This is a genomic window from Micromonospora sp. NPDC005173 (assembly GCF_040608515.1).
Classification (GTDB): Bacteria; Actinomycetota; Actinomycetes; order Mycobacteriales; family Micromonosporaceae; genus Micromonospora.
The window spans coordinates 41,542-62,397 of sequence record NZ_JBEXIK010000006.1 but is presented as its reverse complement, the minus strand read 5'-3'; the positions used below and the strand labels follow the sequence as shown (position 1 = coordinate 62,397).

Genomic DNA, 20,856 nt, shown 5'->3' with positions numbered 1-20,856 from the left:
CGGAGCTACCAGCGGTTGCGCGCCTCCTCGGCCCAGCCGACGAGCCCGTCGAGACTCACCTTCGTCCCGTCGTCCGTCTTCGCCCAGCCGGAGAAGTGCCCGAAGCACTGGTGCGTCTCGTTCCCGACGATACCGAGGTTGGTGCGGGCCACCTTCTCGTGGAACGGCTGGAACTCGGCCTCGACCCGTTCCCCGCTGATCCGCCACGGGCGTAGCCAGTCCGACCGGTCGTAGGTCCAGCGCAGCTCGTCGCCGATCTTGTGTAGCCGGCCGTCGACGAACAGGCCGTTCTCGGTGACGCCGGTGCCGTCGGTCCACTGACCGCCGAGCTGGATCGCACGTCCCGGTGCCGCGCCGGCGGCCCAGTTCCATGTGATCGAGTACGGCCACCTGCCGCGACCGTGGTCCAGCACGGCGAACGCGTCCGGCCCACCGATCTCGTACGTCTGGCCGTGCAGCTCCAGCATGCCGAGAACAGGGCGGCCGACGTCCTTGACCGTGTACTGGAACTGGGTGCGGCTCCACGGCACGACCACGCCGAGCGACTCGTGACCGGCCGGCAACGGTACGTCCACCTCCAGCCGTACGCCAGGGGCGCTCGCCGAGATGGTGGTGCCGTCCGGACGCTGAGCGATCCGGATCGCCAGCCCGTTACCCCGCGCACGAGCCTCGCCGACACCGCTCTGCGGCGGTAGCACCGTCCCGCGCGCCAGCGGCACCACCACGTCGGCCTTCGTCTCGACGCCGGTGTCGCGGTCGAGCACGTAGACGCCGTGCACACCGGCGTAGTCGAGCGACGAGGCGACCAGCCCGACGATGTGCTGGGGCGTGACGATGCCCCAGTACTCCCACCGCTTGGTACGGCCCCAGCCGCGCAGGTTCGCGGTGTGCAGGGGACGGCGGGTCCAGCCGACCGCCGCCGGATTGAGCCGCCCGTTCGACTGGCACAGATCGACAGGTGAGTCCAGTTCACGTTCGTGCGTCACGACGTGCAGGATAGCCCCCGCCGCCATCTCCGGCACTCGATCACGGCCCGAGACTGCGCGCCACGGTCCGTCGCGATCCTGTCCAGGAAGGACCGCCGGCACTCAGGAAACCCCGACTGCGGGTGCAGCCAGCTGCGCACTCGCCAGAGTTCCACCACAGCTGGCCGCGATCCCACAGCCGGTCGGCTGGCAGGTCTGGGACGTGGCCACGTCCCAGACCTGTTCGCCGATCGGCGTCCGGCTCGGCCGACCGGAGCACCTTTTGGCTCATCTCGTTCTAAGTGAGCCGTAATCGAGGCTATCTGCGGCAAGTTGCTTGGTCAACGGCAAGCGTTAGGACCATTTTCGTTTTAAAAACGGTATGGTCACGTCGTGACGCCGCCTGATGTCCCCGTCATTCCGAGCCACGGCACCACTGGCAACGAGCGGCTGGTCCTCGCCGCCCTACGGGGCGGAGTCGTTCTCAGCCGGGCGGAGTTGAGCGCCACGACCGGCCTGCCGAAGACGACGGTGACCGGCATTGCCAATCGCCTCCTGCAACGGGGCATGGTGGTCGAACACACCGCCGACGCGGGACGGCGGCATCAGGGTCGCGGCCGGCCCGCGAGTGGACTTGCGTTGGCGGACCCCGGCGGCCTGGTTGCCGTCCTCTCCTTCAGCCACACCACGATCCGGGCCGCGGCGGTCGGCTGGGATGGCACCTTTGCCGCCTACCGGGCGATCGACATCCACGGGGATCGCGACCAGCAACGCCTGACCGACCAAGGGCTCCGCCTGCTCGCGGAGGCGTTCGCCGAGACGGGGTCGACACCAGAGCAGGCGGGCTTTGCTGTCATCGGCGTTCCGGCAGCCTTCGAGCAAGGGGTGGGGGCGGTATTCGGCCAGGTGCCCGACGCAACCCGCAAGGCCGTACCCGAGCTGGAGAAGCTCTTCGGCTGGTTTCGGTCGGACCCGGTACCCACCGTCGCCGAACGACTCGGCATCCCGGCGATGGCGGAGAACTACGCCAACCTCGCAGCGCTGGGCGAGGCGACCGCTGGCGCGGGGCGCGGCCTGGACGACTTCATCTACATCAAGCTGGTCGAGGGAGTCGGTGCCGGGCTGATCCTCGGTGGTCGGCTGCATCGGGGTGCGCGCGGGCTGGCTGGGGAACTGGCGCACGTACAGGTGGTCCGCAACGGACGATGGTGCCTTTGCGGGAGTCGCGGCTGCCTCGCGGCAACCTATGGCGGCTTCATGGAATCGATCGGCCGCTCAACGTATCCGCGACCGTTGAGCGCCGCGGACATCCGCGGGCTTGCCGCCGCGGGCGAGGTGGGCACCCGGCGCATCCTGGCCGACCTCGGTCGGGGCTTCGGACGGGCGCTCGCCGACGTCTGCGTGATGCTCAGCCCGGAAGCGATCATCGTGGACGGAATGCTCGGTGCGGCCGCAGAGCCGTTTCTCACCGGCATGCGCGATGCGATCGACCACCGCATGCCGAGCGTCATGGCCCAGGCCGTGCAGCTGCTTCCTGGTGCGCTCGGGGAGCGGGCCGAGATGCTCGGCGCGGTCGCGCTTGCCCGGGCGGGACAGCTGCCCGGCGCGACCGCCGGCTGGTAGCGGGTAGGTTACGGCTGCAGCTTGTCCGCGACACTCATGTTTCCCACGTGTTGCGAAGTCCCCTGGCAGAGGATATGTTCTGCCCCACAACAAAGTCTTCCTCCGTCCTCGGCCGGCCGGGGGAAGCGCCAGCGTCGCGACCGTTCCACTCCGGCTCCTTGCCCGGTACTCGCCTGAACCGTCGCCTGGCCTCCTTCACGGGCCGGTGCACCCGTCAACCGGATGCACCTCCCGTTCAACGTGGACTCCCCCGTCCACGACCAACTGCGGCACCGGACCCGGTGCGAGCCGGGGACCTCCCCTGCCGCAAAAAAGGGAGGTACGACCACCGATGAAAATCCGACCGACCGCTCGATGGGTGGCGGGGATGTCAGCCGCAGCGATCGTTGCACTGACCGCCACCGCGGGCCTGCCCGCCGTGGCGAACTTCGCCAGCCCCTCGCGTGGCGCCAGCAGCTACCCCGGCCAGTCCCCCGTCGTCCAGACCGACAAGGGTGCGGTCCAGGGTGCGGCCAAGAGCATGGTGACCTCCTTCAAGGGCATCCCCTTCGCCGCGCCGCCGACCGGCGACCTCCGCTGGAAGGCGCCGCAGCCGGCCGCCAAGTGGAAGGGCACCAGGGACGCGACGCAGTTCGGCGCCTCCTGCGTGCAGGGCACCGGATGGGACCCCGGATATGACAAGCCCACGCTGACCGAGGACTGCCTCTACCTCAACGTGTACCGCCCCAGCGACGCCTCGAAGAAGAACCTCCCGGTCTTCTTCTGGATCCATGGCGGCGGCAACACCGCAGGCGCCGGGCGCGACACCAACCCGGACAAGTTCGTGACGCGAGAGGACGTCGTCTACGTCACGATCAACTACCGGATCGGCGCCATGGGCTACCTCGTGAATCCGGCTCTTGAGGCGGACAACCGCGACGGCTCGGCCGGCAACTTCGCGATCCTGGACCAGCAGGCGGCACTGCGCTGGGTGCAGAAGAACATCAAGGCCTTCGGCGGCAACCCCAACAACGTCACCGTCGCAGGGCAGTCCGCGGGCGCCGGCAACACCGCCGTGCAGCTCGCCTCGCCCTCCGCGCGAGGTCTCTTCGACCGCGCCATCCTCCAGAGCGGCGGCGGCAGCCCTCTGCGGACGTTGCCGGCGGCCCGGCAGAGCGGCGAGCAGTTCAGCACCGAACTCGGCTGCCCGACGGGCGCGGGCCAGGTCGACTGCCTTCGCTCGAAGAGCCCCACCGAGATCCTCGCGGCACAGGCCAAGGTCCGTCAGTCGGGCGCTGTCGCCGGCACTCGCGTCGTGCCGACCGACCCGATCGACCTGATGAAGACCGGCAAGCTGACCGACCTGCCGGTCCTGGTCGGTGGCACCTCCGACGAGTCGCAGCAGAGTGTCTTCGCCGCCTACGACTACCTCGACAAGCCGCTCACCAACGAACAGCTCAACACCCTGATCTCCACCACGTACCCGAACGGTGCCGACCAGATCCGTGCCACCTACCCGGTGGCGAACTACAAGTCGCCCACCGTCACCTGGGGTGCGATCCAGAGCGACCAGCGCGCGTGCCGGGACCAGACGCTGCGCGACCGGCTGGCGACGAACACCAAGACGTACGCCTACGAGTTCGCCGAGAAGAACGGCCCGGCCTTCGTCTCGATCTGGCGCCTCAACACCGACTACCCCTTCGGTGCCACCCACGTCAACGACCTCGGCTACCTCTGGGACTACCTGGGCACCGCCCTGCCCTTCAGCACCGAACAGGTCGACCTGTCCAACCAGATGATCAGCTACTGGGGCAGCTTCGCCCGCGACGGCAACCCGAACGTGCGGTTCGCGCCGACCTGGCCCCGGTACGCCCCGCAGGGTGACCTCCTGCAGTTCGCGGCCCCCAGCGCCCAGTGGGCCACCCACGCCCAGATCGACAGCTCGCACAACTGCTCTCTGTGGGACGCGGTCAGTCCCGCTGTCTGACGACGTCAGCAAGGTCCGCGATGTGGTGTCTCGGCACCACATCGCGGATCCCGGGAAGGAGCGCAGCCGGCGAGCCGCCGCTGCGCGGAACCCCTCAGTCCAACCGAAATGGAGTGTTACGTGAGACCTCTCTCCAAGCGTCGCCTGGCCACCTGGGCGGCGGCCGTGGTCGCTCCCGTGCTGCTGCTCGGCGCGGGTGTCGGCGCCGTCGCTCAGGCGGACGGCAAGGGCGACGGACGCGGCGGTGACCCCGTCGTGCAGAGCCAGAGCGGGCTCGTCCGTGGCGTCGCGACGCCCCAGTTCGACCAGTTCCTCGGGCTGCCGTACGCGGCGCCTCCCGTACGCGAACTCCGGTTCGCCGCTCCGGCCGCGCCGGAGTCGTGGCGGGGAATCCGGTCGGCGGATCGGCAGTCCCCGGCGTGCCTGCAGTTCGAGCCGACCGGCATCCGCGAGGAGCAGGCGGTCAGCGAGGACTGCCTCTACCTGGACGTCTACCGGCCGCGCAACGTCGCGAAGAACGCCAAGCTGCCGGTCATGGTCTGGTTCCACGGCGGGGGTCACACCCAGGGCACCGGCGTCATCTACGGCGGCGGAACGATGGCCGACAAGACCGACACCATCATCGTCTCGGTCAACTACCGCCTCGGGGCGCTCGGCTTCCTGGCCCACCCCGCACTCAGCGCGGTCACGAACGGCGGCTCCGGCAACTACGGCCGGATGGACCAGCTGGCGTCTGCCCAGTGGGTCCGCGACAACATCGCCAACTTCGGCGGCGACCGGAACAACGTGACGATCTACGGTCAGTCCGCCGGTGGACAGGCCGTCTGCGACATGCTGGCCATGCCGGCTGCCAAGGGGCTGTTCCACAAGGCGATCGTGCAGAGCCAGCAGTGCCTGGCCACCCGGAACACGCTCGCGGCCGGTGAGCAGCGGGGCGTCGGATTCGCCGAGTCGGTGGGTTGCACCGATGCCGCCACCGTCGTGAGCTGCCTGCGCGCGGCGTGGCCTGCGAAGCTCATCGCCAACCAGGCGAACTACCTCGGCAACTCGAAGGTGGGCGGCTCGCTGCTCCCCAAGTCGTTCCCCGACGCGCTCGCCGACGGCACCTGGAACAAGGTGCCGGTGATGACCGGCACCACGCGCTCCGAGAACCGTCTCACCGAGACCGCCCTCGCCGGAATCACCGCGCAGGGCTACGTCGACACGATCAAGCGCGAGTACGGCGACAAGGCCGACCGCGTCCTCGAGCTGTACCCGCTGAGCAAGTTCAAGAGCCCGTGGGACGCCATCACCCAGGTGCACACCGACGCCGGGCGCGCGTGCCTCACCGAGCGGGCCGCTCAGGTGATCTCGACCAAGACCCCGCTCTACCGCTACGAGTTCAACGACCCGACCTCGCCGACCCTCTACGGGTTCCGCGTCCCGGGTGAGGACGTCTCCAACGGACACAGCGGCGAGCTCGCCTACCTGTTCGACTTCACCCTCGGGGAGCGGCCCCTGACCGCGCAGCAGGAGCGGCTGTCGGACCAGATGATGCGGTACTGGGGCGCCTTCGCCCACAACGGAAACCCGAACTACCGGGGTGCCCCGGCGTGGCCGACCTACGGTGCCGAGAACGTGCTGCAGCTGCGCACCGGCGGAGCGAGCCGCGTGATCAACACCTTCTCGGCGGACCACAACTGCGGCTTCTGGCTCAGCTGACCTCGCACGGCGCGCATCGATAGCAGAACAGTGCGGGCCCGCCCTGAACCGGGGGCGGGCCCGCATCACGCCGCTGGGCGGGTCAGGCGAACTGTGGCACGCGAGACTCCTGGCGCGGTTCGAGCGAGATGTACGCGGACAGCGCGCGGAGGAAGTCGGGCGCGTCGAAGATCTCGCCAGCGGAAGCGACGCCGCTCACCCTCGTCTGACTGCCGAGAATGCGATGGACCGCTTCCACCGCCAGCGGTGCGCTGATGGCGTAGATGTCCTGGCCGCTGGCGACGACGCGTCGCTGCGTGTCGCCGGAGCGCACGATGACGTCCACGGTGAACGTCTGCGCGGACCGGCCACGCTCGTCGACCGCAGTCGGTGCGGATGTGTCTCGCGCGGCCAGGTCCTTGGCCGCGTCGGTGGTCATGTACGTGCGCACCTCGGGGATGGACAGGTGGCTGGGGACGGTGACGACGTCGGCCATCGCGAACTCACCGAGGACCGTCCGGGTGCCCATCGGAGCGGGGAAGTCCCACTCCAGAATCGGCAAGTCGCGCTCGTCGAGGTAATACTCCAGCCGGCCACCGGTGTAGCGGACACGTTGGCCATCGCGCCGTTGCCGGGAGACGGTGCCGGAGGCGAGGGTCCCGGCCGTGGGGTGCCAACTGCTCAGGCCGTACGCGACGTGCGCCTCGTCGGCCGCCACCCAATCGCCCATCGCCGTCGTGACCAGCAGATCGCCGAGTCCGCCGAAGAAGGCCATCGCCGGGACCACCGCGACGCCCGCGGCCTGAGCGCGGTCGGTGAAGTACGTGAACGTGTCGAGGTTGGCCTCGATCTCGGCCGCCACGTCCACGTACGGGATCCCGGTCCGCAGGGCGGCCTCGATCACCGGCGCCGCGGTCGAGGCGAACGGGCCGGCGCAGTTGATGACCGCGGCCGTACCCTTCAATGCCTGGTCGAGCGAGGCCGGATCGTCGACCGACGCCACCCGGTACTCGAGCCCCGGATGCGACGCCGCCAGCGCCTGGAGCTTGCCCGCGTCGCGACCGAGGAGAAGCGGGACGTACCCGCGATCGCGCAACTCCGTCACCACGAACCGCCCGGTGTGTCCGTACGCACCGAATACCGCCACGGTCTGACCCGAACCCATCTGCGGTTCCTCCATGCTTTTCGAAAGATCGACTGAAGAGAGCCTGTCAGCAGCGCCCGGCTCGGACGAGTGTCTGGAACGCCATGCCCCGTACAATTTCGGACATGGCCACTATCGCGCTCGCCGCCACCGAGGGGATGCTGCACTTCGAGCTCGCCATGGCCTGCGAGGTCTTCGTCCGCGACCCCTCCGGCCTGGCAGACCCGTGGTACGACCTCGTGGTCTGCGGCCCCGGCCCGGTCCGGATCGGCACATTCCTTGTCGACCCTGACGACGGGTTGGACCGACTCGCCCGCGCCGACACCGTGATCATCCCTGCCGTGGAAGACATCGACGCGGACGTGCCATCCGACCTGCTCGACGCCGTCCGCGCGGCCCACGAGGCGGGCGCTCGGATGGTCTCGCTGTGTACCGGTGCGTTCGTGCTGGCCGCCGCCGGGGTGCTGGACGGGCTGCACGCGACCACGCACTGGGCCCACACCGAAGCGCTGGCCGCCCGCTATCCCCGGGTGAAGGTCGACCCGGACGTGCTCTACGTCGACAACGGCAACGTGCTCGCCTCTGCCGGCAAGGCCGCCGCGATCGACCTGTGCCTGCACCTGATCCGCCGCGACCACGGCTCGACGGTCGCCAACGCCGTCGCCCGCCGCCTGGTCGTTCCGCCGCACCGCGCCGGCGGCCAGGCCCAGTTCGTCACCACCCCGGTGCCCGCCCGCGACGACCATCCCCTCGCCAACCTTCTTCCCTGGGCGATGGAGCGGCTGAACCGTCCGCTGACCGTGGAGGACCTGGCTCGCCAGGCGAACATGAGCTCGCGAAACCTGGCCCGCCACTTCAAATCGGTAACCGGCACCACCCCACTGCACTGGCTGTCAACGCAGCGGATCCGCCGGGCCCAGGAACTGCTGGAGAACACCGACAACAGCATCGACGCCATCGCTCAGGCGGCTGGTATGGGAACCGCCACGACGCTACGCCGACACTTCAACCGCACCGTCGGTGTACCTCCGGACGCCTACCGTCGCACCTTCCGCAGCGCCTGACCCTCACGCACCCACCGAACGGCGGGTACATTGATCGAACAATCGACCAACTCAGCAAACGGGTGGGCCACGAGATGAGCAAGCTGCAGTACCAGTGCGCGATGTCTCTCGACGGCTTTATCGCCGGCCCAAACGGCGACATGTCCTGGCTCAGCAGCCAATCCGACGACACCCCGACCGGCACACCCGAGACCGAAACCACGAACCCTCTCGTAGCGCAGGTCGGCGCGGTACTCACCGGGAACCGCACCTACCGTGGCGACGACCCGAACGCCGGCACCGACAAGGAAGGCGGCTACGACGGGCAGTACTTCGGACCATCCATTGTGCTCACCCATCACATACCGAAAATCGCCGAACCCGGCGTTACCTTCGTCGACAATCTCGACAAGGCCATATCCCTGGCCAAAGAGGCCGCCGGGGAAAAGCTGGTCAGCGTACTCGGCGCCAACGTCGCCCGCCAATGCATCGAGATCGGCGCGCTCGACGAGATCCTCGTCTACATCACACCGGTACTCCTTGGCGACGGCGTCCGGCTCTTCGATCACCCCGGCGGCTCTCTCGTACGGCTCGAAGTCCTGGAAGCAGACAACCTGAGCATCCTCAGCCGCATCGTCTACTGACCGAGCGGCGCCATTCGAATGCCGCGCTGCGACCCGCACACATAGCACGCCGATCCGTTCCCGCCGGCCGTAGTCTCACCAGCATGACGAAAACGCAGACGCACACCCTCTCGGTACCCGGCGCCGACCTGGTCTACGACGTCCGCGGCCCGCTACCCCCGTCTGGCGGATCCCCCGCGCTGCTCATGATCGGCCAGCCGATGACGGCCGAGGGCTTCGAAGCGCTCGCCGAACACTTCACGGACCGCACAGTCGTCACCTACGACCCGCGCGGCCTGGGCCGCAGCATCCGCACGGACGGCCGGTCCGACCACACCCCGCAGCGTCAGGCGGCCGACCTGCACCTGCTGATCGAGGCGCTCGGCGCCGGCCCGGTTGACGTGTTCGCCAGCAGCGGCGGTGCGGTGACCGCACTCGAACTGGTCGCGACGCACCCCGGCGACGTCGTCACACTGGTGGCGCACGAGCCGCCGATCAACGCTGTGCTCCCCGACGCCACGGCCGCCGAGCGCGCCCGGGCCGCCTTCTACGAGGCGTACCAAGCGAAGGGCACCAGCGCAGGTATGGCCGCCTTCATCGCGATGACTTCCTGGCAGGGCGAGTTCACCGAGGCCTACTTCGCCCAGCCCACGCCCGACCCGGCGATGTTCGGCATGTCGACCGACGACGACGGCACCCGCGACGACCCGCTGCTGTCGAAGAACTCGTGGGCGATCAGCGACTACCGCCCCGACGCGAGCGTGCTCACCGCAGTACCGACCCGGATCGTGATCGCGGTCGGCGAAGAGTCGGCGGGAACGTACACCGCGCGTACGGCCCTGTGCACTGCGGCGTTGCTCGGCCAGGAGGCCACGGTGTTCCCGAGCCACCACGGAGGCTTCCTCGGTGGTCAGTTCGGTTACGCCGGCAAGCCCGAGGAGTTCGCGGCAAGGCTGCGCGACGTGCTGGACGCTGGCTGACCGTCGCGGGCCTGCGCAGCAAACGGGACGGCCACCGACGACCGCCTGCCGCATCGCTGGTCGGTCCGCACGGACACGCCCGCAGCACCCCTGACTAGCCTGCGTAGGGTGATCATTCGAAGAGACGAAGGGGTCTGACGATGAGCCACGAGACGCCGGCTACCGATCACCCGCTGACCACCGCGCTCGCGGAGGCCGCCGGAATGGCCGGCCACGCACCCTCGGTGCACAACACCCAGCCGTGGCGCTGGACGGTCCTCCCCGACGCGCTGGAGCTGCGGGTGGTCCACGACCGCCAGCTCAGCGCGACGGACCCTGAGGGCCGGCTGCAGGCGATCAGCTGCGGCGCCGCGCTGCACCACGCCCGGGTGGCGCTGGCCGCCAAGGGCTGGACACCGGTGGTGGAGCGGCTGCCCGACCCCGCCCAGTCCGACCTGCTGGCCCGGCTCACCAGCTTCCACCACACCGGCGCCGACCCGGACGCCACGCGTCTGGTCCAGGCCATTGAGGTGCGGCACACGGACCGCCGCCCGGTCAGTGACGAGCAGATTCCCCCGGCGACGCTCGGTGAGATCGAACGGGCGGCCACCCGCGAGGGCGCGAACCTCCAGGTCCTCGACGACACCCAGAAGCTCGAGCTGGCCAGCGCTGCCCAGCAGGCCGCCGCTGTCGAGGCGGCCAGCCCTGGGCTGCGCGAGGAGCTGGCGTACTGGACCAGCCGCGCCGGCGCCGGCACCGGGCTGCCGCCGGAGGTGCTGCCCGAGCAGGCGCCACAGACCACCGTCCCGGTGCGCGACTTCGGCCGCGCGGGCACCCTGCCGGTCGGCTCCGGCCACGACCAGGCCGCCGTCTACGGGATCCTCTGGGGCAGCGAGGACGAACCGGACAGCTGGCTGCGCGCCGGCGAAGGGCTCTCCGCCGCCTGGCTCACGGCCACCCGGCTCGGGGTGTCCCTGGTGCCGCTCTCCGGCGTGGTGGAGGTCGAGGGCACCCGCCAGACGCTGCGGCGAATGCTGTCCGGCCTGGGCTTCCCGTACCTCGCCATGCGGCTCGGCGTGGCCGACCCGACGCACGCGGACCTGCCGCACGCCCCGCGGCTGGAGACCGCGCAGACCGTTGACACCTCGGCGGTGGCCGGCCAGCTGCCATAGCACCGACGGTGACGCCGATCTCGTCCTGTCGTGAGGGCGGCTGCAGACCTGATCGGAGAGGATGGCCGGGTGATCAGTGGTAGTGACGGCCGCGTGACCAAGACCGGCTCGGGCGATCCGGTCGCCTGGCACGCCGTCGCAGCAGACGGCGTCGCCACGGCCTTCGCGGTCGAGCCACCGTACGGCTTGACCGCGCTGGAGGTCGAGCGGCGGCGGAGTCAGTACGGGCTCAACCGCCTCGCCGAGGCGCCCAGGGAGCCGTGGTGGAGGGCTCTCCTCCGGCAGTTCCAGGACCTGCTCATCGTGATTCTGCTGGTGGCGGCCGTGGTGAGCCTGCTGGTCAGCAGGGAGTGGGAGACACCGGCGGCGATCGCCGTCGTGGTGTTGCTCAACGCGACGATCGGGTTCGTGCAGGAGTCTCGGGCGGAGGCATCGCTGGAGGCGCTCAGACGGATGCTCGTGACGGCGGCGACCGTGCGCCGGGACGGTCGACTGCTTCGGGTCAACGCCGAAGAGCTGGTGCCGGGTGACGTGGTCGTGGTCGAGGCGGGCGACCGGATGCCGGCCGACGCGCGGTTGCTGCAGGCGATTTCGCTGGAGGTGCAGGAGTCGTCCCTGACCGGCGAGGCGCAACCCGTGACGAAGAGGGCGGAGGCCGACGTGCGGCCGGACGCCGCGCTGGGTGATCGCGTCACGTTGTTGTTCATGAACACAATGGCGACCCGCGGTCGTGGCGAGGCAGTCGTCACTGCCACGGGGATGGATACGGAAATCGGTCGGGTAGCCGGGTTGTTGCACGAGGCCCGGGCCGGTCTGACCCCGCTGCAACGGCAGATCAACGCCCTCGGTCGCACATTGGCGGTGACCGCCGGCATCGTCATCGCCATCGTGTTCGGCCTCGGACTGGCGCGAGGACAGCAGTTCCACGAGCTTTTCGTCACCGCGGTCTCGCTCGCAGTGGCGACCATTCCCGAGGGACTGCCGGCGGTCGTGGCGTTCACCCTGGCGATGGGAACCGGCCGTCTCGCCCGCCGCGGAGCGATCATCAAGCGGCTGGCGTCGGTGGAGACGCTGGGCAGCACGTCGGAGATCTGCACGGACAAGACCGGCACGTTGACGTTGAACGAGATGACGGCGCGGGAAATGGTCTTCGCGGGCCGGCCGTTCACCGTCTCTGGTGAGGGTTACCGCACCGACGGGCAGATCCAGACCACCGACGGCGGCGTCGAGCCGGGTGGGCTGAAGGACGCGCTCACCGCGATGGCGCTGTGCAGTGACGCGGTGCTGCGGGACGATGCGCTGGTCGGTGACCCCACGGAGGGCGCCCTGGTGGTGCTCGCGGAGAAGGGTGACGTCGATGTCGCGCGCCTGCGCGCGCAACGTCCCCGACTCGCCGAGGTGCCGTTCGACGCCGATCAGAAATACATGATCACCTTCCACCTCTGGACCGGCGAGAACGGAGAGGAAATCGTCCGGGCCTTCATCAAGGGCGCGCCGGACGTCCTCGCCGAACGCGCCGACCGGCACCTTGACGGAGAGCACGTCGTCGCCTTCGACGACGACGCGCGGGTGCGATACGGCGAGGCCAACGCGGACCTTGCACGGCGCGGACTGCGAGTACTCGCGATCGGTGTGCAGGACCTGCCTGCGGCGGACTTCGATGCCGCAGCAGACCTGCGGAAACTACTCGATCGTGTGGTGTTGCTCGCGCTGGTGGGAATCGTCGATCCGCCACGCCCGGAGGCCCGCGACGCGATCGCCGCCTGCCGCGACGCCGGCATCCGAGTCCGGATGATCACCGGCGACCACGCCGTCACGGCAGCGGCCATCGCCGAGAATCTCGGCATCCAGGGCAGAGCCGTCACCGGCAGGGACCTGGACCGCATCGGCGACGACGATCTCGCCGACTACCTGGCCGACATTGGCGTCATCGCCCGTGTGTCCCCGGCCCACAAGATCCGGATCGTGCAGGCACTGCAGAACACCGGCAGCGTGGTCGCCATGACCGGCGACGGCGTCAACGACGCCCCCGCGTTGCGGGCCGCCGACATCGGCGTGGCGATGGGCGTCACCGGCACGGAGGTGGCCAAGGAAGCCTCCACCATGATCCTCACCGACGACAACTTCGCCACGATCGTCCGCGCCGTTCACGGCGGGCGGGGCATCTACGACAACATCGTCAACTTCACCCGTTTTCAGGTGTCCACCGCGTTCGCATTCGTGATCACCTTCCTCGTCGCGTCGGTGACCGGCATCGCCGGCGGGGCACCCTTCACCGCTCTGCAAATCCTGTTCGTCAACCTCGTCATGGACGGTCCTCCCGCCATGTCGTTGGGTGTCGACCCGGTCAGCCCGGACGCGATGCGCCGACCACCACGGCCTGCGGGGGAACACATCCTCAACCGGCAGCGAATGGGTCGGATCGTGCTGGCCGCGGCCGTGATGGCTGCGGGAACGGTCGCGGTGCTGCAGTTGGCGCCCGGGCCCGCCCCGGCGGCGGCCCACGCCACGATCGCCGGCACCATGGCGTTCGTGACGTTCGTCTTCTTCCAGGTGTTCAACCTGCTCAACGTCCGCAGCTTCACCCGCAGCGTGTTCTCACGGGAAACGCTGCGCAACCGATCTGCCTTCGTCGCCACCGGCGTCGTGGTGGCCCTGCTCGTGCTGGTCGTGGAACTCGACGTGCTGAACGGACTGTTCACCACGACCGACCTCAGCGCAGGCCAGTGGCTGGCCTGCGCCGCTGTCGGGTCAACGATCCTGATCGCCGGTGAAGCCGTCAAGGCACTGACGCGCAGCCGTCGGCACCGGCAGAGCCTGGCCGCCGGGGCTGGCGTGTCGTGACAGCACCCTAGGGGCAGGTGCCCTAGTCAGCTTCGTTGGCAGGAACCTCAGGGACCACCAGGACGGGCCGGTGGGCGCGGTGCAGGGTGGCCATGGCGACGCTGCCCAGCAGAATCTTGCGCACGGCCGAACGTCCGCGCGAGCCGACCACGAGCAGGCTCGCCTTTCGGTCCGCTGCGACCGCGGCCAGCGCGTCGGCCACGGCCCGCCCGGGCGCCCCAGCTCCGGCACGCACACGGACGGTAGTCACGTGCTGATCGCCGGGCGCCGCCACCGCAGGGCTCTTCTCGCTGTCGCTGTCGCCGTCGCTCTCGACAGAGACCAGAACGACATCACGTTCGGGGAAGAGCCGCCGGGCGGTGGTGAGCGCAGCCTCGGCGCTTGCCGAGGAGTCCCAGCCGACCACGATCGGCCCGTCGGCGAGCGCGGCATGTTCGTCGGTCAACAGCGGGTGTGGCACCACCAGCACAGGACGCGGGCTGTAGTGCACGGCCATGTCCGACACGCTGCCGAGCACCGCCCGCGCGCCGCCCAGCCCTCGGGAGCCAATCAGCAGCACATCGGCCTGCTTCTCGTCGGCCGCCTCAGCCAGCTGCAGCCCTTCCCCGCCGTAGCTGCGGCACACGAGAGGCTCAGCGTCCCAGCCCGCGGCCCCGGCCAGCATCACGCCCATCGATGTCAAGCGATCGGCCTCGCGGCCGCCCTCACGCTCGACCGCCTGCACATACACATTGATGTTGCGGGTACCCGTCCACAGCCGCCGCCGCAACTCCTCGCTGGCGAACGGAGGCGTCCACAGATGCGCGATCCATGCGTGAGCCCCAGGAAACAACAGCCCCCCGGCTTCGATCGCAGAGCTCGCGGCCGGAGACCCGTCGTAACCCACCACTACTCGTCTGACGTTCGCGCCACTCACCGCACAACCTCCCTAACGTGCCCGAACAAAGCCGCGCCCCGGATGAGAGCGCGCGCCGCATGCCGATACCGACGCCTGCGGTGGCCGGCCGGCTGGATAAGTACGGCAGAAGGGCACAACCTGATCATATCTTCGGCGCAGGTCAGCACCGGCTCTCGCCCTGTCGCTACCAACCGGCGGCCCTACCGCGAAGCCTGACGGACCGCCGGGTCCGACGTGGCGATCACGGCGCCGCCCAAGGGGCCGATCAACGAAGACCAGCGCCCGACGTCGTTGGCAGTCGGGTGGTGATCGACCTCGCCGACAAGTACTACTGCGCGCAGGGCCGCCAGGGCCTGACGGAAAAAAGCCGTGGAGACCGGTCAGATGCTCTGACCTGTCTCCACGGCCGCCCGAAGGAATCTTGCAGCCGACTCCCCCTGTGGCTCCGCGGTGCGCTAGACCCGGGTGACCCGGACGGCGTCGGCCACGACGTAGCCGGCGGCGCTGGTCCACCGACTCACCGCGACCAGGTTGCGGTCGCCGGCAGCAAGCGAGAAGGTGCCGAGCGAACGCCAGACGCCACCGTTGGCGCGCTGGTCCACGTTGACCGTCTGGGTGCCCGAGGCGGTGGCGATGACGTGCGGGGTCGAGCTGTTGTACCCCGGATCGGCCGGGTGCCGTACCTCGATCCGGTAGTTTCCGGCCGCCGGGATGTCGACCTTGAACCAGGCGGCGTCGCTGGCGGGGGTGGGGTCGGCGAAGCGGTAGTCAGCGCCGTAGCGCTGGCTGGAGTAGCTCGAGGTCCCCCAGTTGGTGCTCGCCGTGAACCGCCCTGCGGTGGCGTTGTCCACGATGACGCTGAAGGTGGGCGGGGTGGTGCTGCCCAGCCCCAGATAGCTGGCGATGCCCTGAGCGTGCGCGCGGGCGGTGGCGGTGATGAAGTCGGCCCGTTTGAGCAGGTTCGCGTCGGCCAAGGTGTCGATGAAGAGATTCTCGGTGAGCACCGCGGGCATGTTCGTCTCGCGCAGCACGTGGAAGTTGGCCGTCTTCAGCCCCCGGTCGGTGACCGAACTGACCGACCGCATGCCGGCGATCACCCTCGGGTGCAACGCGTTGTGCAGATTGACGGTGGCGGCGTCCGCCGTCGGGTACCGGTAGCTCTCGAAGCCGGTGCCGCCCCCGGAGTTGATGTGCACACTCACGAAGAGGTTGGCACCCCAGGCGTTGGCGTCGTCGGTGCGGTAGGCCAGGCTGCGAGTGATGTCGGTCGTCCGGGACATGCGGACGTCGACGTTCCAGCTGGCCAGCAGGATACTGCGCAGTTGCAGGGAGATGTCGAGCGTCAGGGCCTTCTCCTGCAACCCGTTGCCGACCGCCCCAGAGTCGGTGCCGCCGTGGCCGGGGTCGATGTAGATCTTGGGCAACGCGGCATGCGCGGCTCCCCCGAAGATGGGGGCGGCCGCAGCACCGGCGAGGGCCGCCAGCAGGGTACGCCGCCGTAGCGCCACGTCATCGAACATATGCACCTCTCATGGGGAACCGAAGAGATCAACGATGGACGGAATATAGCGGACCGTCGATGGATATGAAAGATGTCTTCGCCTAGCGTTCTGACCGTCGGAGGTTTCCGCCACTGCGCCGCCGGTCAACCAACCGTGGGACGACGCAGGCACTCAAGCGCACGGCGAGCAGTCCTCTTCGGAGGCAGCACCGCAGCCACCGGCGGTCGCGGTAGGTTGCACAGTCATGGCCACGACCGCCGACGTCCGTCACGAACTCGCCAGCCTCGCCGACCCACGTCGAGCGGCGGCATCGAGCCAGTTTCTGCAGATGGCCCCGGGCGGGTATGGCGAGGGCGACAAGACCATCGGTGTCTCCGTGCCGGAACAACGCAAGGTGGCCGCCCGCTACTGGCGCGAGCTCTCGCTGGCCGAGACGACGGTGCTGCTGAGCAGCAGCGTGCACGAGGAGAGGCTGACCTCGCTGTTCATCCTGGTGCGCAAGTTCGCCAAGGCAGACGAGGAGGAACGGGGCCGGATCTTCGGCATCATCCTGGCCAACACCGGCCGCATCAACAACTGGGACCTGGTGGACTCATCGGCGCCGTACATCGTCGGCCCATGGCTGATCGACAAGGACCGGAGCGTCCTGGACCGGTTGGCCGAATCGAGCCTGGTGTGGGACCGGCGCATCGCCATCATGGCAACTTTCGCCTTCATCAAGGCCGGTGACTTCCAGTGGACCTTCCGCCTCAGTGAACGGCTCCTGCGCGACCCACACGACCTCGTCCAGAAGGCAGTGGGCTGGATGCTGCGCGAGGTAGGCAACCGTGACAGAGCGGCGGAGGAGGAGTTCCTGGCCCGACGTTACCGAGTCATGCCGCGGGTCATGCTGCGCTACGCGATCGAAAAGTTTGAACCGCAGCGACGCAGGGAGTACCTGTCCGGCGTGGCCTAGTTGACATCCTCCACCACCCTGAAGGGCGGGGATTCCCTCGGTCACCCAAGGGGGTTCCTGCTTCACCGGGCCGTGCCTTCACCGCTTTCGCGGGTCGGGTCTTACCGTCCCTCCACAGGCGTTTCACCTCTCCGCCAGCCCGGCGGCGAGCATGTTCTTCGCGGCGTTGACGTCCCGGTCATGCACGGCATCACAGCCGGGACACGTCCAGACACGAACGCCAAGAGTCATCGCGGTGTTGATCCGCCCGCACGCCGAGCAGGTCTTCGTGCTCGGATACCAGCGGTCGACGGCGATCACAGTCCGCCCATACCAGGCGGCCTTGTACTCGATCATGCCGCGCAGGTGCGTCCACGCCGCGTCGGAGATGGCGCGGGCCAGGCTGTGATTGCGCAGCATGTTACGCACGCTGAGGTCTTCGATCACGACCGTTTGGTTCTCACGGACGAGTCGAGTCGACAACTTGTGCAGGTGATCCCGCCGCCGGTCGGCGATGCGGCAGTGGATGCGGGCCACCGCAAGCCGAGCTTTGGCCCGGTTCTTGGTGTCCTTGCCCTTACGGGACAGGTCGCGCTGCGCCTTGGCCAACTTGCGCCGGTCAGCGCGCTCGTGCCGAGGGTTGGTGACCTTCTCCCCGGTGGACAGAGTCAGCAGACTGGTGATGCCCGCGTCTATCCCCACCGCAGCGCCCACCGGCGGCAGGACCGCGACGGTGGGGTCTTCCACCAGCAGGGACACGAACCAGCGGCCGGCCGCGTCGCGGGACACCGTGACCGTGGACGGCTCGGCGCCCTCGGGCAGAGGCCGGGACCACACGATGGTCAGCGGGGTCTCCATCTTGGCCAGGGTGAGCTGCCCGTCACGCCAGCGGAACGCCGAGCGGGTGTACTCCGCCGACGCCCGAGACTTACGCTTGGACTTGAAACGCGGGTAACGCGACCGCTTGCCCCAAAAACCCGGCGAACCCGGCTTGCAGATGCCGCAGCGCCTGCTGCAACGGCACCGAGCTGACCTCGGTGAGGTAGGCCAGCTCCTCGGTGCGCTTCCACTCGGTCAACCACGCCGACGACTGCACATAGGTGCTGCGCTGCCCGTGCACCGCCCACGCACGGGTGCGCGCATCCAAGGCAAGGTTGTACACCTTGCGCACACACCCGAAGGTGCGATTCAACTGCTCAGCCTGCAGCGGGGTCGGATAGAAGCGGTACTTGTATGCCCGCTTCACCACCTCACCCACGCTTCACATTCTAGCATTTGCCTATGTGAGCCTGCGCTTGAAGGGAGGGAGCGGCGTTTCCTCCCCCGCCTGAAGGCAGGGGTATCCACGCCGCGACACCGATGATTGATGCCCGCCGCTTCAGGGCAGCGGGACGAGGTAGGAGTCGACACGGGCGATGAGCCCGTCGCGGAATGTGAACAGGTCGTTGAAGGCGAACCGGAACGGCCCGTGCTCGACGCTGGCGCCGCGGCCCTCGCCCGTGGTGACGACGACTGGGCCGTCCTCGTGGACGCGGTGGACGTCGAGCTCTGGGCTGCCGGTGAACGCCGGATTTTCGATCTCGCCGTCGAACTCGGCCTTGCCGCGGGTGGTCCGGTGGCCGTGGATGACCCACTCGACGTCGTCGGTGAGGGTCGCGAGGATTCGCGGGTGGTCGCTCGTCTGGAATCCGTCGAAGTACTCGGCGACGAGGTCGCGTTGGGTCGTCGGTGTCATGGGGTTCTCCACTCTGGTGTGGCCTCGTGGTGCTGCAGGTGTGTGGCGAGGGCGTCGAGGATCGAACCGAGCCCGTCGGCTGCTTGGGCGATCCGGAGCTCGGGGGGAAGCCGGCGCTGATGGACGGTGAGGTCCGCGCCGTCGACGGCGGGGCGGACGGTCACGGTCGTGCGGAGGCCGGTGACGGGCTCATCGAACACGAGTTCGTGCGGTGCGGTGATGCTCACGTAGACGAACCGGAGCCGGCGGGTCGCGCCGTCCGGCGCGCGGGTGTCGAGTGCGAACTCTCCGCCGGGACGCAGGTCGACGGTCACAGACTCAGGGGGCACGGTGGCGTGCGAGCCGCCCCAGAACGCGGCGATGCTTGCCGGCGAGGTGAAGGCGGTCCAGACGCGTTCAGGGTCCGCCGGGAGGTGGCGTTTGGCGATCAGTTCGTCGCCGCGGAGCTCGGCGCTGGCGGTCAACGGACGGCTCCGTCGCCGGTGAGGTGCTGTTCGAGGGCGTCGAGCCGGTCGTCCCAGGCGCGGCGCTGGTCGTCGATCCACGTGCTGAGCAGCGACAGCTGATCGGCCCTTAGTCGGCAGGGGCGTCTGGTGCCCTCGCGTCGCTGCTCGACCAGGCCGCACCGCCGCAGGACACCGACGTGGTGGGAGATCGCCTGTGGGGTCAGGTCGAACGGTTCAGCCAGCTCTCCCACCGTGGCGTCACCCCGCGTGAGGCGAGTCACCAGGGCGCGACGGACCGGGTCACCGAGAGCGGCGAAGGCCGAATCGAGGTCTGGGCCGGGTGCCGCGAGCGAGGAGGGCATGGCTTCACCCTAGCGCAAATGATCGCTTGCGCAAGCCATCCTTTTCAAAGACGGACCTGCCGACATCCAGCGCGCCGAGTCGTCATGACCGGGCAAGCTGTGGCGGCACGGCGGTAGCTCAGAGAGCCGGAGGAGGCTCCGGCCCGGCAGAGCGGTCGGCTCACCGACCTTCCGCCCCGTCCCCGTTTCGACCACGGGTCGCCGTGCTCGCCGGCAGGGCGCCTGGGGGACTTCCTCCCCGGGCGCCGGCCCCGCCCTGAACTGCCACGGCGGGCGTACGCGAACCCGGAGAAGCGATGGCGACCGTGCGTTACTTTCTCGACCGGCTGATGGAGGGCCCTCGGCACAAACACCGCTAGATCCACACCCCCTCGCCCCGATGAGGCACCGCGCGGGGCAAAACGTGTAAACGCCGGATAAGCGGGTAACGGCTGCCTCGGCATCAGCGCCGCGCGGCGAGAGGGGACTTTGATGGAAAGCCGAGCCAAGGCCATGGGACACGGCATACACCCAATGTTGATCGTTTTCCCGTTGGGGCTACTGGCCACCTCGGTGATCTTCGACATCCTGTATCTCATCACGGATCGAACCGGCTTCCAGATCTCCGCCGCGTACACCATCGCCGCCGGTGTGCTCGGCGGTCTCCTCGCCGCACTGTTCGGCATGATCGACTGGAAAGCCATCCCGGCCGGGACCCGTGCCAAACGGGTCGGGGCCGCTCATGGGCTCGGCAACGTCGTCGTGGTGCTGCTCTTTGCCATCAGTTGGTTGTTGCGGCTGAACGCGGAGAACTGGGAGCCCCCCGCAGCGGCACTGGTCCTGAGTTTCGTCGGAATCATTCTGGCCGGTGTCACGAGCTGGCTCGGTGGCGAACTGGTCGAGCGTTTGGGCATCGGGGTGAGCGCGAACGCCAGCGTCAATGCCCCGAGCTCCCTGTCCCGCTAGAAGTTGCCTCGCCGG

General features: G+C 68.9%; 19 protein-coding genes. 10 read left to right on the top strand and 9 right to left on the bottom strand.

Translation table 11 applies throughout. The annotated features are described in order from the left end of the window. Positions 1 to 5: 5 nt before the first annotated feature. The gene (locus ABZV00_RS10235; RefSeq protein ID WP_355603888.1) at positions 6 to 986 is read right to left on the bottom strand and encodes a DUF2804 domain-containing protein; all 981 of its coding nucleotides are present in this window, start codon (positions 984 to 986) and stop codon (positions 6 to 8) included. 372 nt (positions 987 to 1,358) lie between these two features. Here ABZV00_RS10235 and ABZV00_RS10230 point away from each other — a divergent pair, with 372 nt between their 5' ends. From ABZV00_RS10230 to ABZV00_RS10220, 3 genes are all read left to right on the top strand, one after another. After that, on the top strand, positions 1,359 to 2,588 hold the full coding sequence (locus ABZV00_RS10230) for an ROK family transcriptional regulator (RefSeq protein ID WP_355603886.1): 1,230 nt from the start codon (positions 1,359 to 1,361) through the stop codon (positions 2,586 to 2,588). A 367-nt stretch (positions 2,589 to 2,955) separates the two neighbouring features. After that, on the top strand, positions 2,956 to 4,554 hold the full coding sequence (locus tag ABZV00_RS10225) for a carboxylesterase family protein (RefSeq protein WP_355603883.1): 1,599 nt from the start codon (positions 2,956 to 2,958) through the stop codon (positions 4,552 to 4,554). 120 nt (positions 4,555 to 4,674) lie between these two features. Beyond that, positions 4,675 to 6,255 carry a carboxylesterase family protein gene (locus ABZV00_RS10220; RefSeq protein ID WP_355603881.1) on the top strand — a complete coding sequence of 527 codons (1,581 nt, stop codon included), beginning with the start codon at positions 4,675 to 4,677 and terminating at the stop codon, positions 6,253 to 6,255. An 82-nt stretch (positions 6,256 to 6,337) separates the two neighbouring features. Here ABZV00_RS10220 and ABZV00_RS10215 read toward each other — a convergent pair whose 3' ends face one another. Continuing rightward, a complete protein-coding gene (locus ABZV00_RS10215; protein WP_355603878.1) occupies positions 6,338 to 7,399 on the bottom strand; it encodes a saccharopine dehydrogenase NADP-binding domain-containing protein in 1,062 nt (353 codons plus the stop codon). Between the two features lie 104 nt (positions 7,400 to 7,503). Here ABZV00_RS10215 and ABZV00_RS10210 point away from each other — a divergent pair, with 104 nt between their 5' ends. The 5 genes from ABZV00_RS10210 to ABZV00_RS10190 all read left to right on the top strand — a co-directional run bounded on the left by ABZV00_RS10210 (position 7,504) and on the right by ABZV00_RS10190 (position 14,019). After that, entirely contained in the window at positions 7,504 to 8,442 is a 939-nt protein-coding gene (locus ABZV00_RS10210; protein WP_355603875.1) for a helix-turn-helix domain-containing protein, read from the top strand. 74 nt (positions 8,443 to 8,516) lie between these two features. Then, positions 8,517 to 9,065, top strand: coding sequence for a dihydrofolate reductase family protein (locus tag ABZV00_RS10205; protein ID WP_355603872.1), 549 nt, complete (start codon positions 8,517 to 8,519; stop codon positions 9,063 to 9,065). A gap of 83 nt (positions 9,066 to 9,148) precedes the next feature. Further along, a complete protein-coding gene (locus tag ABZV00_RS10200) occupies positions 9,149 to 10,024 on the top strand; it encodes an alpha/beta hydrolase (protein ID WP_355603869.1) in 876 nt (291 codons plus the stop codon). Between the two features lie 140 nt (positions 10,025 to 10,164). Continuing rightward, positions 10,165 to 11,175: a nitroreductase gene (locus ABZV00_RS10195; protein WP_355603866.1), complete on the top strand. Its 1,011-nt coding sequence runs from the start codon at positions 10,165 to 10,167 to the stop codon at positions 11,173 to 11,175. Between the two features lie 69 nt (positions 11,176 to 11,244). Beyond that, positions 11,245 to 14,019: a cation-translocating P-type ATPase gene (locus ABZV00_RS10190; RefSeq protein ID WP_355603863.1), complete on the top strand. Its 2,775-nt coding sequence runs from the start codon at positions 11,245 to 11,247 to the stop codon at positions 14,017 to 14,019. A 22-nt stretch (positions 14,020 to 14,041) separates the two neighbouring features. Here the strand turns inward: ABZV00_RS10190 and ABZV00_RS10185 are convergent, their stop codons facing one another. Both ABZV00_RS10185 and ABZV00_RS10180 read right to left on the bottom strand, forming a co-directional pair. Then, positions 14,042 to 14,935, bottom strand: a complete 894-nt coding sequence (locus ABZV00_RS10185) for a universal stress protein (protein ID WP_328418076.1) — start codon at positions 14,933 to 14,935, stop codon at positions 14,042 to 14,044. A gap of 437 nt (positions 14,936 to 15,372) precedes the next feature. Next, the gene (locus tag ABZV00_RS10180; protein ID WP_355603859.1) at positions 15,373 to 16,437 is read right to left on the bottom strand and encodes an N-acetylmuramoyl-L-alanine amidase; all 1,065 of its coding nucleotides are present in this window, start codon (positions 16,435 to 16,437) and stop codon (positions 15,373 to 15,375) included. A gap of 226 nt (positions 16,438 to 16,663) precedes the next feature. On the opposite strand from ABZV00_RS10180, the gene ABZV00_RS10175 reads away from it, so the two are divergent. Beyond that, positions 16,664 to 17,374, top strand: coding sequence for a DNA alkylation repair protein (locus ABZV00_RS10175; protein ID WP_355603856.1), 711 nt, complete (start codon positions 16,664 to 16,666; stop codon positions 17,372 to 17,374). Positions 17,375 to 17,497: 123 nt separating this feature from the next. Here the strand turns inward: ABZV00_RS10175 and ABZV00_RS10170 are convergent, their stop codons facing one another. The 5 genes from ABZV00_RS10170 to ABZV00_RS10150 form a co-directional block, all read right to left on the bottom strand. Then, on the bottom strand, positions 17,498 to 18,352 hold the full coding sequence (locus tag ABZV00_RS10170; RefSeq protein WP_355604252.1) for an RNA-guided endonuclease TnpB family protein: 855 nt from the start codon (positions 18,350 to 18,352) through the stop codon (positions 17,498 to 17,500). After that, complete coding sequence (locus ABZV00_RS10165) at positions 18,282 to 18,611, bottom strand: transposase (RefSeq protein ID WP_355603853.1); 330 nt, start codon at positions 18,609 to 18,611, stop codon at positions 18,282 to 18,284. Before ABZV00_RS10165 ends, ABZV00_RS10170 begins: the two co-directional genes overlap by 71 nt. A gap of 120 nt (positions 18,612 to 18,731) precedes the next feature. Continuing rightward, positions 18,732 to 19,088 carry a nuclear transport factor 2 family protein gene (locus ABZV00_RS10160; RefSeq protein ID WP_355603850.1) on the bottom strand — a complete coding sequence of 119 codons (357 nt, stop codon included), beginning with the start codon at positions 19,086 to 19,088 and terminating at the stop codon, positions 18,732 to 18,734. Then, positions 19,085 to 19,552: an SRPBCC domain-containing protein gene (locus tag ABZV00_RS10155; RefSeq protein ID WP_355603847.1), complete on the bottom strand. Its 468-nt coding sequence runs from the start codon at positions 19,550 to 19,552 to the stop codon at positions 19,085 to 19,087. The genes ABZV00_RS10160 and ABZV00_RS10155 overlap by 4 nt, the downstream gene beginning before the upstream one ends. Continuing rightward, positions 19,549 to 19,896, bottom strand: a complete 348-nt coding sequence (locus ABZV00_RS10150) for a metalloregulator ArsR/SmtB family transcription factor (protein ID WP_328418088.1) — start codon at positions 19,894 to 19,896, stop codon at positions 19,549 to 19,551. The genes ABZV00_RS10155 and ABZV00_RS10150 overlap by 4 nt, the downstream gene beginning before the upstream one ends. A gap of 471 nt (positions 19,897 to 20,367) precedes the next feature. Between ABZV00_RS10150 and ABZV00_RS10145 the strand changes: the two genes are divergently transcribed. Beyond that, positions 20,368 to 20,841, top strand: a complete 474-nt coding sequence (locus ABZV00_RS10145) for a DUF2231 domain-containing protein (protein ID WP_355603844.1) — start codon at positions 20,368 to 20,370, stop codon at positions 20,839 to 20,841. Positions 20,842 to 20,856 lie beyond the last annotated feature (15 nt).

Coding starts and splice junctions, on each gene's coding strand:
- ABZV00_RS10225 (WP_355603883.1), top strand. CDS start 2,956: ATGTCAGCCGCAGCGATCGTTGCACTGACCGCCACCGCGGGCCTGCCC.
- ABZV00_RS10215 (WP_355603878.1), bottom strand. CDS start 7,399: ATGGGTTCGGGTCAGACCGTGGCGGTATTCGGTGCGTACGGACACACC.
- ABZV00_RS10210 (WP_355603875.1), top strand. CDS start 7,504: ATGGCCACTATCGCGCTCGCCGCCACCGAGGGGATGCTGCACTTCGAG.
- ABZV00_RS10205 (WP_355603872.1), top strand. CDS start 8,517: ATGAGCAAGCTGCAGTACCAGTGCGCGATGTCTCTCGACGGCTTTATC.
- ABZV00_RS10200 (WP_355603869.1), top strand. CDS start 9,149: ATGACGAAAACGCAGACGCACACCCTCTCGGTACCCGGCGCCGACCTG.
- ABZV00_RS10195 (WP_355603866.1), top strand. CDS start 10,165: ATGAGCCACGAGACGCCGGCTACCGATCACCCGCTGACCACCGCGCTC.
- ABZV00_RS10180 (WP_355603859.1), bottom strand. CDS start 16,437: ATGTTCGATGACGTGGCGCTACGGCGGCGTACCCTGCTGGCGGCCCTC.
- ABZV00_RS10175 (WP_355603856.1), top strand. CDS start 16,664: ATGGCCACGACCGCCGACGTCCGTCACGAACTCGCCAGCCTCGCCGAC.
- ABZV00_RS10160 (WP_355603850.1), bottom strand. CDS start 19,088: ATGACACCGACGACCCAACGCGACCTCGTCGCCGAGTACTTCGACGGA.
- ABZV00_RS10150 (WP_328418088.1), bottom strand. CDS start 19,896: ATGCCCTCCTCGCTCGCGGCACCCGGCCCAGACCTCGATTCGGCCTTC.
- ABZV00_RS10145 (WP_355603844.1), top strand. CDS start 20,368: ATGGAAAGCCGAGCCAAGGCCATGGGACACGGCATACACCCAATGTTG.